The following is a 14,220-nucleotide window of genomic DNA, read 5'->3' as shown; positions in this document are numbered from 1 at the left end:
ACGTGAGCACCACCGACACTGACGGGGAAATCCCCGGTCATGCAGCGTGTCTGATCAGGGTAGCTTTTCGCCTCAGTTCCACTCACTCGGCGCGGGGGCTTTCGTGGGCGGAAGAGCCACGTCGCGAGCCCACTGGACATGCCAGTCGGCGAGGCTCACACCCTGGGGCGGGAGCCCCGTGACCTCGAGCAGTTCGGTCATCGAGACAGTCCCGCCGGCGCGCTTCAGGAAGCGACCCCGCACGATGGCCTGGGTGTAGATCTCGCCTCCGACGACGGCTCGGTGCTCGATGAACACCCCCTTCTCGTCGTAGCCGATCACCCGGGTCTCGACGGAGAACCGTTGCCACGGGTTGAGCGACTTTCGGAAGGTGATCGTCTCGCTCGACACCACCGGGTACCAGCCGCGTCTGCCGAACTCAGCCCAGAGCCCGTTCCGCACGAGCAGGTCGAAGCGACCGAGGTCGAAGATCGACAGGTACACGCCGTTGTTCATGTGGCGGAGGACATCGAGATCGGTGGGGAGCACGCGCAGACGGATCCGGCCGACGTCCCAGAAGCCGAGCGTGTCACCACGACGGCGTCGACGCCGCGCACGGATCATGACGAGGAACGTGCGGAAGATCAGGTGCATCCTCGGATGCTAGCGCTGCGGCGCCACCCGAGCTCACACGTTGTCCGACCGCGACAACCCCTGGGAACACCTACTCCTCGATGCTTGTCGACATGCACCGACAGTGCGACACCGGGCCGGTCGTGGGGACGACCGACCCGGTGTTGTGGGGACGAGCAGGCTTGCGGTGCGCCTGCGGCTACTCGGCGTTGACGGTGTTGCTCTCGAGGTCACCCTCGACGACGGGTTCACCCGAAGTGACGACCCGGTTGCCCTCGCCACCGAACGTGATGTGCTCGACGGACGCGGCCACGACGAGGGAGATCGACGAGTTGACCGTGAGGTTGGTGACGGCGCCCACGATGACCTTGCTGTTGGACGCCTCGATGACGACGTTCTCGCAGTCGCCGATGGTGATGATCGAGCTCGACGCGTCTGCCGAGACGAGAGCGGTGCCGTCGACGCACTCACCGTCGACTTCGGGGAAGGTGTAGTCGGGGTCGGTGGCGCCCTGCGACGACGTCGCTTCGGGGTCTGGGGTGGAGGTGCTGTTGGACACCGGGGCGGAGCAACCAGCGAGGGTGAGCAGCAGGATGCCGCCAGCTGCGATGACAGAGAGCTTCTTCATGATGGTTCCGTTTCTCGGGTCGGAGTGGGTCGGGAGTGAGCCGATATGGTCAGAGTGACTCAATACATCTAGCATATCAGATCTAGTATGGGCTGTTGTTGTGGCCGACGGTTGTCAGTCGACTCCCAGGGATCCGGGCGGACCCGTCCCCGACGGCACCACCCGCTACCGAGGTCCACCTACTCGGCGGGCAGGCCGGCGAGGATGGTGAACCGGTAAGGCGCGGTGGAATCGAGCACCGTCTCGCCCTCGAGGTACTGCTTCACGAGACCCCCGGAATACGTTCCCGGGCGGTACCTGTTGGCCCAGGTGATCTGCCAGGCGCCGTTGCGAACGACGCCGCGACCGAGTTGAGTGCCCCATGCTCCGACGATCTCGATGCGGGCACCCTCGGTGCCCGTGCCGGTGAACGTCGGAGAGATCGTTTCAGCAGCCCCCGTGTACACGACACCCCCGAGCGCCGGGCTGACCAGCCGGACACCGAGCAATTCGGCGCGGACGGCGAACGAATAGCCGACACGATCGATCTCGACGCTGTTGACCGTCTGGATCGTGTTCCCGCCGCGATAGGCGCCCGGCTGCAGCGCCTTGCTCCACGTGATGGACCAGGCACCCGTCGCATCAGCCTGCGTCGAGCCGACCAGGTTGCCCCAAGCCGTGACGATCCTGATGTCGGCGTTCGGAGTGCCCATGCCGGTGAAGACCGGTCGTGCGAGACCGGAGTCGTCGGCGCCGATCTCACCACCGATCGCCGGAGCGGTCACGGAGAGCCGGCGGATCTGCGTCCCGTGCACGACCGAGAAGCTGTAGCTCACCTGGTCGATGCGCCGCCCGCCGATGGACTGGATCGTCGATCCGCCCACATACCGACCGGGCGCGAGCACCTTGTTCCACGTGATGCTCCAGCGCCCGTCCACATCGGCCCGCGCCGACCCGGCGTTGACTCCCCAGGCCGTCCGAACCTGGATGTCCGCTCCCGGAGTGGCCGTTCCGGAGAAGAGCGGCGTGGCCGTTCCCTTGCCGTCGACCACATACTCGCCACCCTGGGCAGGCCGCTCGACGACGAGCTGCCTGGTCTCGTCGGGGAGCCGCCTTGTGAAGGAGAACGGCGTCGAGGATTGCTCGACGCCCGCGATCAGCTGCACGACGCGACCCTCGTGCTTGCCGGCCGCGAGGTCGGCACTCGGCTTCGCGGTCCACCGCCCGTCGGCGACGGTTCCGCGAGCGATGAGCGACCCGTCTTCGACGACCTCGATCGTCGCGCCATCCTCGCCCGTCCCGGAGAATGACGGACGGGCATCGGTGACGGTCGAACCGATGCCAGGGGCGACGAGCGTGACCGGTGCGACGGGCGCGACCACGCCATAGGTGAAGGAGAAGCCGACCTGGGCGATCTCGCCTTCGAACGACTGCGTGACCTGCCCCTCGACGAGCCCTCGCTGCAACGAGACGGTCGGGGAGACCCGCCAGGCGCCGGCGGGTGTGACCGTGGTCGTATAGCTCCGCTCGTTCACACCGGCGAAGAGGAGCTCGATCGATGCCCCCGGCTCTCCGGTGCCCGAGATCACCGGGCGCGGGATGTTGACGGAGCTCCCGGCTGCCGGCGATGTCACGTCGACGCCCCGCACCAACGCGTAGGTGAAGGCGTACGGCACGGTGGTGACCGTGTCGTCGGACGAGACCTGCCGGACCGCGCCGGCATGGGAGCCCTCGACGAAGGCTCGTTCGGCTCGGACCGCCCAGGTGGCGTCGGCGACGACGACAGTCGAAGCGACCAGGTGCCCGGCCTCGTCCTCCACCTCGACGACCGAGCCCGGCAGGCCGACGCCCGAGAACACGGGCCGCCCCTCGCGAACCGTCGCGCCGATCGCCGGGCTCCCGAGCTCGAACGGCGACTCGAGGGCCGTTCCGGTGACGGTCCCCGCCGCCGCCTGATCGACTGCGGCACGGAGCTGGAAGCTGTCGCGGATCCAGTGCGTCGGTCCGAACGCGACGTCGTCTGGTCCGATGAGGACGACACCGGCATCGGTCGGCTCGAGCGTGAACTGTTGGCTTCGGCCGCCTCCGCAACGCTGGAAGCTCAGGGACACGCCGTTCGTGACCGTGAGGCACTTCGTGGCGTCGAACGGCGAGGGGATGCTTTCCGTTGCTCCGAGCGCCGGAAGCACCCAGTCGACGGAGTTGGTGGACGCTTCTGCCAGCGTCGCGTACTCGCGGTACTCGGCGTAGTCGGTGTTGGTGGGCATGATGTTCGCGGTGGAGTAGAACTTGCCATCGAGCTGGAAGACCAGCGATCCAGGTGCGCGTTGAGCATCCGGTAACGCCGACGCCTCAGCCGACGTCACGAGTGAAGCCGCGGCGATGACGATGACACCGAGCATCGCCAGAGGGTGTGTGAGCTTCATCGTTCGAAGCTTCCTTTCCTGGGGTGACGGTGCCTCATCGATCCCCCGAGACACCACCGGAGAATGCCTGACCCATGGCCCGACATGTCAATCTGAAATGGATCGTACGACCGACAAAAATATCACGTGTGTGTGAGCGTGCTGGTCATGACGATCGGCCCGGCCTCCGAGGGGAGGCCGGGCCGATGCATGTTCAGTTGTCGACTGCGGTGGTGACTACTTCGTGATGGTGAAGTTGTACGGGACCGTGGAGTGGAGCGCGGTCCCATCGGCCAGGTACTGCTTCACGAGGCCACCGGAGTAGGTCCCGGGCGAGTACTGGTTCGCCCAGGTGATCTCCCAGACACCGTTCTTGACGACGCCCTTGCCGAGGTCCGTGCCCCAAGCGCCGACGATCTCGATCCGAGCACCCTCGTCACCGGTGCCGGTGAAGACCGGGGAGATGCTGGTCGCGCCGCCGGTGGAGATGACTCCGCCGATCGCGGGGCTCGTGAGCACCACCTTGGAGGCTGCAGCCTGAACGGTGAAGCGGTAGCCTGTGCGGTCGATCTCGACGTTGTTCACGCTCTGGATGGTGTTTCCGCCGGCGTAGGTGGCAGGCTTCAGCGACTTGTTCCAGGTGAGGGACCAGGCGCCGGTCGTGGCGTCAGCCTTGACCGTGCCGACCGTGTCGCCCCAAGCGGTGACGACCTTGACGTCGGCACCAGGCGTCGCTGTTCCGGAGAACACCGGCGCAACCGTGCCGGACGCGTCGGTCACGATCGTGCCGCCGACAGCAGGCGAAGTCACCACGAGCGGCTCCTGCGAGAGCGAGTTCGTCACGGTGAAGTTGTAGCCGACGCGGTCGATGACCTTGCCGTCGATCGACTGGATGGTCGCGCCGCCGGCGTAGGTGTTCGGCAGCAGCGTCTTGTTCCAGGTCAGCGTCCATGCGCCGGCATCATCGGCCTTCACCGTGCCGACCGTGTGGCCCCAAGCAGTGACGACTTTGACATCGGCACCAGGCGTCGCGGTTCCGGAGAACACGGGAGCAACCGTGCCGGACGCGTCAGTCACAATCGACCCACCAACGGCAGGGCTCGCGACGACGAGCGGCTGCTGCTCGACGTCAGCCTCACGAGTGAAGGAGAACGGCACGGATGACTGCTGCGCACCGTTGATCTTCTGGTTCACCGAACCAGCGTGCGCGCCCAGAGCCACGTCGGCGGCAGCCGTCGTGGTCCAGGTTCCGCCGGAGACCGTAGCCGTCGCGATGATGTTGCCACCCTCGACGACCTCGATCGTCGCACCGTTCTCACCAGCACCGGAGAACACCGGGCGGGCATCCTTCAGTGTTGCGCCAGCGGCCGGGGTCTCGAGCGACACGTTCGTGACGGGCTTGACGGTCCCATAGGTGAAGTTGAATGCGGACTGCTTCACACCGCCCTCGAAGGTCTGGGTGACCTGGCCTTCGACCGGCCCCTTCTTCAGCGACACCGTCGGCGCGATCGACCACGTGCCGTCCTCGCCGACCGTCGTCTTGTAGGTGCGTTCGTTCGGCTCAGCGAACACCAGCTCGATCTCGCCTCCAGCCTGACCGGTACCGGAAACCACCGGACGAGGTACGTCGACCGACCCGCCGATCTCCGGCGATGTCACAGCGACGTCCTTCACCATCGCGTACTCGAACTCGTACGGCGTGGTGGACACCACATTAGCGGCGGTGATCTGACGGATCGTGCCCGTGTGCGTGCCCTCAGCGAACGCCTCGTCAGCCTGGACAGACCATGCCTTGTCGTCGCCGACCGTGGTCGTAGCGACGAGGCGCCCGTCAGCATCCTCGATCTCGATCGTGGCCCCGGGCGCACCCACACCGGAGAAGGTCGGCTGAGCATCACGAATGACCGCCCCCACAGCGGGCGTCGTCAGGCCGAACGCCGGAGTGACAGCCGTGCCCGAGACCTGTGCGGCCTCAGCCAGGTTTCCGCCTGCAAGGTAGTTGATTGACCAGTTTGACTTCAGGACAGTGAGGTACGCACCGACGTTTTTCACAACGACCCCGCCGCCGTGCTCAACGAGCTCGAAGTCCTGGGATCCAGCACCCGAGCAAGCGGCGAAGGAGAACCAGCGACGGTTCTTGTCACCGACAGGGCTCGGCGTGAGGCAGACCCCCGTATTGCTCCCGCTGACGATCGGGCCGGGCTGTCCGATGGGCGGCAACGTCAGCTGAGCCGATGCAGCTTCGGCCTGCTCGGGCGTGTCATATGCCGACGCTTGCGGGGAGCCGGCGTTGGAGTTGTCCAACGACCAGAATTTGCCGGCAACGGTGAACACCGCGGATCCGGGGGCGTTCGCTGCGGTGGCCTGAGCCGCGGACTGCGCCGCGGAATCGTCGACCGAGGCGAACGCGGACGGGCCGGTCGCGAGGGTGGACGCGGCGACGGCGATCAAGCCGAACGCCGACAGGGTTTTTCTGAGCTTCATAGGGGAAGCTGCCTTTCTCAGTGGGAGGGCGCACTCGGGTGTCGGGTGAGTCGCCATAGGGAGGGGAGTTGGCCGATCGGCCGGAACTGCTCGAGCCGACGTCGTGATCGCGCCGGAATCTAACATATCAAATCATCATCATAAATACCAGTTGACATCTCGGCGCACGGCTGTGGCCCCGGAAAACACCACGGCGGCCGCCCACCGCGTGGTGGACGGCCGCCGAGAGGGTAGCGTGGAGGCGCGTCGGTCAGCTGATGGGCACGTGCCGCTCATCAGGACCGACGTACTCGGACAGCGGACGGATGAGCGCGTTGGACGCGAGCTGCTCAGCGATGTGCGCCGTCCAGCCGACGACCCTGGACGCAACGAACAACGGCGTGAAGGTCGCCGTGTCGAAACCGATCAGGTTGTACGCGGGGCCCGACGGGTAGTCGAGGTTCGGTTTGATGTTCTTCCGCGCCACCATGTCGGCCTCGAGCGTGGTGTACAACTCGAGGATCTCCGGCTTGTCGTAGTGCTCCGCAAGCTTCTCGAGCGACGCGAACATCGTCGGCACGCGGGAGTCGCCGTTCTTGTACACCCGGTGGCCGAAGCCCATGATCTTTCGCTTCTCGGCGAGCGCAGCATCGAGCCATGCGTTCGCCTTGTCCGCCGTGCCGATCTCATCGAAGACGTGCATGACCGCCTCGTTCGCCCCGCCGTGCAGCGCACCCTTGAGCGCGCCGATGCCGCCGACAACGGCCGAATACAGATCGCTCAGCGTCGAGGTGATGACCCGAGCCGTGAAGGTCGAGGCGTTGAACGAGTGCTCCGCGTACAGGATCATCGACACGTCGAAGGCGTCGACGACGACCGGATCGGCCTCCTCGGCGAAGGTCATGTACAGGAAGTTCGCACTGTAGCCGAGGTCGTCGCGCGGCGGGACGAGCTCGAGGCCGTGCCGACGCCGCTGGTCGTAGGCGACGATCGCCGGCAGCTTCGCGTAGAGGCTCGCCGCCTTCACCGCGTTGACCTCAGGTGTGTTGTCCTCGGCGGTCGGATCGTTCGCACCGATGACGCTCACGGCGGTGCGCAGGGCGTCCATCGGGTGCGAGGTCGTCGGCAGGAGATCGATCGCCGCCTTCACGTTGTCATCGAGCACCCGCTGGCCGCGCTCCAGTTGCTCGAACGCCCGCAGCTCGGCGTCGCTCGGCAGCTCACCGTTCCACAGCAGGTATGCGACCTGCTCGAAGGTGCAGTGCTCAGCGAGCTCTTGCACCGGGTAACCGCGATAGAGCAGGGAGTTGGTCTCCGGGTTCACCTTCGAGACGCTCGTCACGTCGACGACGACGCCGGCGAGACCCTTCTTGATGTCGCTGGTCGCTTCGGTCATACGTTGCTCCTTTGCGGGTGGTGCGGCGGTCGTGCGTGCGCCCCTCGACGAGGTCGGGGAACGGGTCGGAGTGCTCGGGTCGAGCCTGTCACCCCTGCAGCCCCTCGACAAGCTCGGGGAGCAGGTCGCCGAGGTGTCTACCGGTCCACGGTGAAATTGAACACCGAGGTGTCGAACCGGTTGTAGCCCTCGTAGTCGATGAGTTCGTAGAGGTCGGCGCGGTGCTGCATCTCGCCGAGCTTCGACGTGAGCGCACCCTCCTCGTTCAGGGTGTCGAGTGCGCGGCCCGCCGCCCCCATGGCGATGCGCAGCAAGGACACCGGCCAGATGACGATGTTGATGCCGACATCGGCGAGCTGCTGCGTGGTGAACAGCTCGCTCTTCCCGAACTCCGTCATGTTCGCGAGGATCGGGACGTCCACGGCCTCGCGAACGGCAGCGAACTCCTCGAGCGAGCGCATAGCCTCCGGGAAGATCGCATCCGCGCCGGCGTCCACGAGCTGCTTCGCCCGATCGATCGCGGCATGGAGGCCGTCGACCGCGGCGATGTCGGTGCGCGCCATGATGAGCAGGTTGGGGTCGCGACGGGCGTCGACCGCAGCACGGATGCGACCGAGGGCGGTGGAGGTGTCGACCACCTGCTTGCCGTCGAGGTGCCCGCACCGCTTCGGGTTGACCTGGTCCTCGATGTGGAGGCCGGCGAGCCCGGCGTCCTCGATCTCCTGCACCGTGCGCGCCACGTTCATCGGCTCGCCGAAACCGGTGTCGGCGTCGACGATGGCCGGCAGCTCCGTCATCCGGGCGATCTGCTTGGCACGGCCGGCGACCTCGGTGAGTGTCGTCAGGCCGATGTCCGGCAGGCCGAGGTCGGCGGAGAGCACCGCGCCGGAGATGTAGACGCCGTCGAAGCCCTTCTGTTCGATGAGGCGCGCTGACAGTGGGTTGAACGCGCCCGGGAAGCGGAGCAGCTCACCGGTGGCGAGTCGCTCGCGGAACAGGCGGCGCTTCTCGGCCGGTGTCGTCTCGCTGTACAGCATCAACGGGGTCCTTTCTCTCGTCCACAACTCCTGCTATCGGCCGGCAATCCGGACCGAATCCTGTTCCAGGTCCCCGAACAGGCAGGAGCTGCAGGAGTTGCGGACCGGGGAGCCCGCCGAGTGCTCCACCGTCCTGCAGCGCCTCGCTTGCGCACAACTCCTGCAATCGGGCTCAGGACCGGCACAACCAGCCCGAATCGGGCCGTCGGCGGCCCGAGCTGCAGGAGTTGCGGACGGCGCGGGGTCACGACGAGCGGACGACGGCGCATCAGAAGAGGCCGGTCGGGTGCGGGGCGGAGGCGAGGACGCCGGGAGCGGCCTGCAGCGTGAGCTCGCGGACCTCGTCGACGCTCAGCTCGGGCAGTCGCTCCGCGAGCGCGAGGAAGCGGTCGATCTCCGCAGCTTCGAGCACGTCGGCCGCGAGGGCCCGGAACTTGGCGACGTAGTCCGCACGGGCGAACGGCCTGGCACCGAGCGGGTGGGCGTCGGCGACGGCGATCTCGTCCACGATCGACTCGCCGTTGCTGAGCGTGATCTCGATGCGGCCGCCGAACGCCTTCTCGGCCGGGTCGACCGAGTGGTAGCGGCGCGTCCACTCGGCGTCCTCCGCCGTCGTGATCCGCTGCCACAGGTCGACGGTGTCGGCGCGGCCGGCGCGCTCGGGAGTATAGGAGTCGACGTGGTGCCAGCTGCCGTCCTGCAGGGAGACCGCGACGATGTACGGAATGGAGTGGTCGAGCGTCTCACGGGACGCCGTCGGGTCGTACTTCTGGGGGTCGTTCGCGCCAGAGCCGATCACGTAGTGCGTGTGGTGCGAGGTGTGCAGGACGATCCGCTCCACGGTCGGCGCGTCGATTCGATCAGGGAGCGGATCGCCGGTCACCGAGGATGTCGAGGCGCTCGTCGGTCCGAACAGCCCAGGGTGCTCGTGGTGCAGCTTCCGAGCGAGGTCGATCCACGCCTGCGCCTGGTACTCGGCCGAGTGCTCCTTCGTGTAGCTGTCGAGGATCGCGAGCTTCGGCTCTCCCGCGCCGGGCAGCGGGACGTCGTAGGACGCATCCGGGCCGTCGAGCAGCCAGGCGACGACACCGTCCTCACCCTCGTAGATCGGTGACGGGCTGGTCTCGCCGCGCATCGCCCGATCGACGGCCTCAACCGCCATTTTGCCCGCGAAGGCCGGGGCGTGCGCCTTCCACGTGGAGATCTCGCCCTTGCGCGACTGACGGGTCGCCGTCGTGGTGTGCAGCGCCTGACCGATGGCCTGGTAGATCGTGGCCTGGTCGAGTCCGAGCATCGTGCCGATCCCGGCGGCAGCGGACGGGCCGAGGTGCGCGACGTGGTCGATCTTGTGCTTGTGCAGGCTGATCGCCTTCACCAGGTCGATCTGGATCTCGTAGCCGGTTGCGATACCACGCACGAGGGCGGCGCCGGTGCAGCCGGCGTGCTGGGCGACGGCGACGATCGGCGGGATGTTGTCGCCCGGGTGCGAATACTCCGCGGCGAGGAAGGTGTCGTGGTAGTCCAGCTCGCGCACGGCGACCCCGTTGGCCCAGGCGGCCCACTCGGGTGAGACGCGGCGGGCGAGGTCCGGGCCGAACACCGTGGCGCCCTCGCCCCCGGTGCTGACCGGGTGGCTGAGGGCCTGCGCACGAGCCGAGGAGACGGGGCGCCGCGTGAGGGAGGCGGCCGCGACGGCGGCGTTGTCGATGACCCGGTTGATGATCATGTCGACGACCTCGGGGGCCACCTCCACCGGATCGGTCGCCACTCGGGCGAGCTGCCAGGCGAGCTGTCCGTCACGAGCGAGGTTCTCGTCGCTGCGGTGGACGCGGAGGTGGTGCTGGATCACGGGGTTCCCTTCGGATGCTGCCCGCTCGGATGCCGCCCGTGCGGGGCGCGGCCTGCGACGGCGCTGTCCGTCCAGCCTACGCCCGCACTCGTTGCGTGACGCAGCTGCCGCCGACGCGCAGCGACAGGCACCAGAGCAGCGAGCAGGCTCGGTGGGTGGACGCGGTCAGGCGGCGAGCAGGCGGGGCTGGGCGACAGGCGTCGGGTCGGGGTGCAGTTCGGTGATCGTCGCCGAGGCCGACGACACCTCCGGTTGTGTTTCGGCAGCGCGCTCGAACCGGTCGGCGATGTCGAACATGAGGAGGTCGATGCGGGTGCGGAGGGCGTCGGCGATCGTCGCGACGACCTCGGACGAAGCGTCCTTGCGTCCACGCTCGATCTCGGACAGGTACGGGGTCGAGACGGCTGCGACGCCGGCGACCTCCTGCAGCGTCCGCCCCTGCTCGAGGCGACGCTTGCGCAGCACGGCTCCGAGGGCTTCGCGGTACAACATGGCGTCTCCTTCCGGCTGCGTGGTCTCACTGTACGTCCGTGGCGCGCCTCGTCTGCGGAGGCTGGTTCTGCCGTCAGCGGACAGCCCTCCCGCTGACCGTGGCGGCCGGTCACCGGCCGAGGGGAGGGAGCAGACCGGTGGCGGCCGCCATCGTGCGGGCGACGAGGAGCGTCGGGTCGACGATGTCGCCCGCACGGATCGCAGCGTCCAGCTCGACGACGCGCAAGGTGACGAGTCGGACCTGCTCCGACGCGTCGTCGAGCGAGGCGGTGCCCGTCGTCGTCGCGAGGCAGGAGAACACGTGCACCGGCCACGCCGACCGGCCAGGGTTCACGAAGAAGGTGTGCAGCGGCACGAGATCGACCGCGACGAGTCCGAGCTCCTCCTCGAGCTCTCGACGTGCAGCCTGCTCCGGCTCCTCGCCCGGCTCGCCGCCACCTGCCGGCAGATCGAGGATCCAGGCGTCGAGCGGATACCGGTACTGGCGGGTGAGCAACACCCGGTCGTCATCGATCACCAGGACGGCGACGGCGAAGGGCACACTCTCGTCCACCTCGTACGTGCTCCGGCTGCCGTCCGGGAGCTCGACCGTGTGGTCGACGATCGTCGTGCGTCCGCGGTACACGGGCTGCCTGCCGAGCGTGGTCCAGTGCGTCTCCATCGGGCCACCCTCCCACACCCCGCCGCAGTGCCTGACGGGGACGTGCTGGCCGATCAGAGGAAGATGTCCGGGAAGAGCTCCGACTCGTCGACACCGGGCGAGTACTTCGCGAGATCGGTGACACCCGCCTCGGCGAGGACGTCCTCCACGATGAGCGATCGACCAGTGAGTGCACGCGACGGTGCCGTCAGCACCTCGTACGCTGCATCGGCGTAGATCTCGGGCGTCCGGCTCTTCGCCAGCAACGCCTCGCCGCCGAGGATGTTGCCGACCGCTGCCGTCTTGATCGTCGTCTTCGGCCACAGCGTGTTCGCCGCGATGCCGTCACGGCCGAACTCCGCAGCCAATCCGAGCGTCACCATCGACATGCCGTACTTCGCGAGCGTGTAGCCGGTGTGGGCGCCGAGCCACTTCGGGTCGAGGTTGAGCGGCGGCGACAGCGACAGGATGTGCGGGTTCTCGGCGTCCTGCAGCATCGGGATCGCCGCGCGCGACAGCATGAAGGTACCGCGCACGTTGACGTCCTGCATGAGGTCGTAGCGCTTGGCGTCGAGATCGAGCGTGCGCGCGAGGCTGATGACGCTCGCGTTGTTCACGACGATGTCGATCCCGCCGAACTCACCGGCCGTCTCGAACAAGGCGCGGGCGATGTCGTCGTCGCTGCGCACGTCGCCCACGATCGCGAGGGCCTGCCCACCGGCCGCGCGGATCGCCTCGGCCGCGGTGTGGATCGTCCCCTCCAGCCGCGGGTCCGGGGTGTCGGTCTTCGCGAGGATGGCGACGTTCGCTCCGTCCCTCGCGGCGCGGAGGGCGATCGCGAGGCCGATGCCACGACTTCCGCCCGACATGAGGACGGTCTTGCCGGCGAGTCCGGTCATGCGTGCTGCTCCTTCGTGGTGGTGGGTGCGGACGCGGCCCGCTTCGACGAGGCCGCGGCGAAGGCGGCCACGCGGGCGACGGAGTCCGGTGTCTCGATGGCGGCGCCGATCGTGCGCGCCTCGTCGTCGAGGGCGTCCTGGTAGCTCCGGCCGACGCTTTCGCGGAGCAGTCGTCGCGCCTGCCCGAAGGCTCCGGTTGCGCCGGCGAGCCAGAACGCGGCGACCTCGCGAGCCCTGGCGTCGAGCTGCTCGGGCACGACGACCTCGGTGACGAGTCCCCAGTCCAGCGCCTCGGCCGCGCTCAGCATCCGAGGGCTCAGCGTGAGTTCCAGTGCGCGGCGCATACCGACAGCCTCGGGCAGGAGGGTGCTCACGCCGCAATCGGGGGTGAGCCCGATGTCGGCGTACTTGCTCACGAACTTCGCCCGGTCGGACGCGATGATGACGTCGGCGACGAGCATGAACCCGAGTCCCCCACCCGCGACCGCGCCCTGCACGGCGGCGACGATCGGCTTCGTTGCCGTCTGCAGCGCACGGTGCCCCTCGTGGATGATGTCGGCCAGCTCGGTGACGAAGGCGCCGGTCGATCCGGCTGTGCCGTCGCCCATGCTCGCCATCCTGAGGACGTCACCGCCGGCGCAGAATGCCGGGCCGTTCGCGTCGAAGAGGACCGCCTGGATGTCGTCACGATCGGCGACCTCCCGCGCGAGGTCGCGCCACCGGCGGGCCGCTGCGGGGTCGATCGCGTTGAGGCTCGCCGGACGGTTCAACGTGAGGTGCGCGAGGCCGTCGCTCACCTCGAAGAGGATGGTGTCGTCGTCGCTCATCGTGTGGCTCCTGGTCGGTTCGGGGTCTGGGGTGCGCTTCCGGTCCGGACGGGGATCGGAGCCCGGGCTGCTCGGTGCAGGCCTGCACGTGCAGGCGGTCGTCGCCCGCGGGACAGCACGTGCTGCGAGGGGGCCGGGGTCACTTCGGGGCCATCCGGATCGCGCCGTCGAGGCGGATCGTCTCGCCGTTGAGGTACCCGTTCTCGATGATGTGCAGCGCGAGCGCCGCGTACTCCTCCGGACGCCCGAGCCTCGCCGGGTACGGTACCTGCTCCCCCAGCGACGCCTGCGCGGCCTCCGGCAAGCCGGCGAGCATGGGCGTCTCCATGATGCCGGGCGCGATCGTGACGACGCGGATCCCGTACCTGGCGAGTTCACGCGCGATCGGCAGCGTCATCGAATGCACCGCGCCCTTCGACGCCGCATACGCCGGCTGACCGATCTGGCCGTCGAACGCTGCGACAGAAGCGGTGTTGATGATGACGCCCCGGTCGCCGTCAGCGCTGAGTCGGTCGACGCTATCGGTCGTCCCATCGGTCGTCCCGTCGTGCGCCGCACCGTCGTGGGCAGCGCCGTCGGGATCGTTGTGCTGCATCGCGTCGGCCGTCAATCGGATGACGTTGAACGTTCCGAGGACGTTGACGCGGAGCACGCGCTCGAAGGCGGCGAGGTCGGCCGGGCCGTCGCGACCGAGCACCTTCGCCGGCGGCGCGATGCCCGCACAGTTCACGACCACGCGCAACGGCCCGCGAGACACGGCCGCCTCGACCGCCGCCTGCACCTGTTCACCGTCGCTCACATCTGCCGCGACGAACGTCGCGAATCCACCCAGCTCTTCGGCCCGCTGCTCGCCCGCCGACCCCGGCAGGTCGACGAGCACGACCCGTGCGCCTGCGCCTGCCAACCGGGTCGCCGTCGCAAAGCCCAGACCCGATGCGCCGCCGGTGACGATCGCGGAGCTTCCTGTCACATCCATGTCGTGGCCCCTCCCTG

12 protein-coding genes are annotated in these 14,220 nt (G+C 68.1%); all 12 read right to left on the bottom strand.

Features of this window, described 5'->3' with window-relative positions; genetic code table 11:
* Positions 1-72 precede the first annotated feature (72 nt).
* Positions 73-633 carry a thioesterase family protein gene (locus ABMA10_RS01565; protein WP_347870031.1) on the bottom strand — a complete coding sequence of 187 codons (561 nt, stop codon included), beginning with the start codon at positions 631-633 and terminating at the stop codon, positions 73-75.
* A 178-nt stretch (positions 634-811) separates the two neighbouring features.
* Positions 812-1,240, bottom strand: a complete 429-nt coding sequence (locus ABMA10_RS01560; protein WP_347870030.1) for a hypothetical protein — start codon at positions 1,238-1,240, stop codon at positions 812-814.
* A gap of 179 nt (positions 1,241-1,419) precedes the next feature.
* The gene (locus tag ABMA10_RS01555; protein WP_431031114.1) at positions 1,420-3,645 is read right to left on the bottom strand and encodes an Ig-like domain-containing protein; all 2,226 of its coding nucleotides are present in this window, start codon (positions 3,643-3,645) and stop codon (positions 1,420-1,422) included.
* 216 nt (positions 3,646-3,861) lie between these two features.
* Positions 3,862-6,108, bottom strand: coding sequence for an Ig-like domain-containing protein (locus ABMA10_RS01550; protein ID WP_347870028.1), 2,247 nt, complete (start codon positions 6,106-6,108; stop codon positions 3,862-3,864).
* 250 nt (positions 6,109-6,358) lie between these two features.
* Positions 6,359-7,483: a bifunctional 2-methylcitrate synthase/citrate synthase gene (locus ABMA10_RS01545; RefSeq protein WP_347870027.1), complete on the bottom strand. Its 1,125-nt coding sequence runs from the start codon at positions 7,481-7,483 to the stop codon at positions 6,359-6,361.
* 137 nt (positions 7,484-7,620) lie between these two features.
* On the bottom strand, positions 7,621-8,520 hold the full coding sequence (prpB, locus tag ABMA10_RS01540; protein ID WP_347870026.1) for a methylisocitrate lyase: 900 nt from the start codon (positions 8,518-8,520) through the stop codon (positions 7,621-7,623).
* A gap of 268 nt (positions 8,521-8,788) precedes the next feature.
* Positions 8,789-10,369: an MmgE/PrpD family protein gene (locus tag ABMA10_RS01535; RefSeq protein ID WP_347870025.1), complete on the bottom strand. Its 1,581-nt coding sequence runs from the start codon at positions 10,367-10,369 to the stop codon at positions 8,789-8,791.
* 165 nt (positions 10,370-10,534) lie between these two features.
* The gene (locus ABMA10_RS01530) at positions 10,535-10,861 is read right to left on the bottom strand and encodes a helix-turn-helix domain-containing protein (protein ID WP_347870024.1); all 327 of its coding nucleotides are present in this window, start codon (positions 10,859-10,861) and stop codon (positions 10,535-10,537) included.
* Positions 10,862-10,970: 109 nt separating this feature from the next.
* Positions 10,971-11,522, bottom strand: coding sequence for an NUDIX hydrolase (locus ABMA10_RS01525; RefSeq protein ID WP_347870023.1), 552 nt, complete (start codon positions 11,520-11,522; stop codon positions 10,971-10,973).
* 53 nt (positions 11,523-11,575) lie between these two features.
* On the bottom strand, positions 11,576-12,400 hold the full coding sequence (locus ABMA10_RS01520) for an SDR family oxidoreductase (protein ID WP_347870022.1): 825 nt from the start codon (positions 12,398-12,400) through the stop codon (positions 11,576-11,578).
* On the bottom strand, positions 12,397-13,227 hold the full coding sequence (locus tag ABMA10_RS01515; RefSeq protein WP_347870021.1) for an enoyl-CoA hydratase/isomerase family protein: 831 nt from the start codon (positions 13,225-13,227) through the stop codon (positions 12,397-12,399). Before ABMA10_RS01515 ends, ABMA10_RS01520 begins: the two co-directional genes overlap by 4 nt.
* Positions 13,228-13,366: 139 nt before the next feature.
* Complete coding sequence (locus ABMA10_RS01510; protein ID WP_347870020.1) at positions 13,367-14,203, bottom strand: SDR family NAD(P)-dependent oxidoreductase; 837 nt, start codon at positions 14,201-14,203, stop codon at positions 13,367-13,369.
* Positions 14,204-14,220: the final 17 nt, after the last annotated feature.

This window comes from Plantibacter sp. RU18, assembly GCF_050613355.1.
Taxonomy (GTDB): Bacteria; Actinomycetota; Actinomycetes; order Actinomycetales; family Microbacteriaceae; genus Plantibacter.
This window is presented reverse-complemented; position numbering and strand designations above follow the sequence as displayed.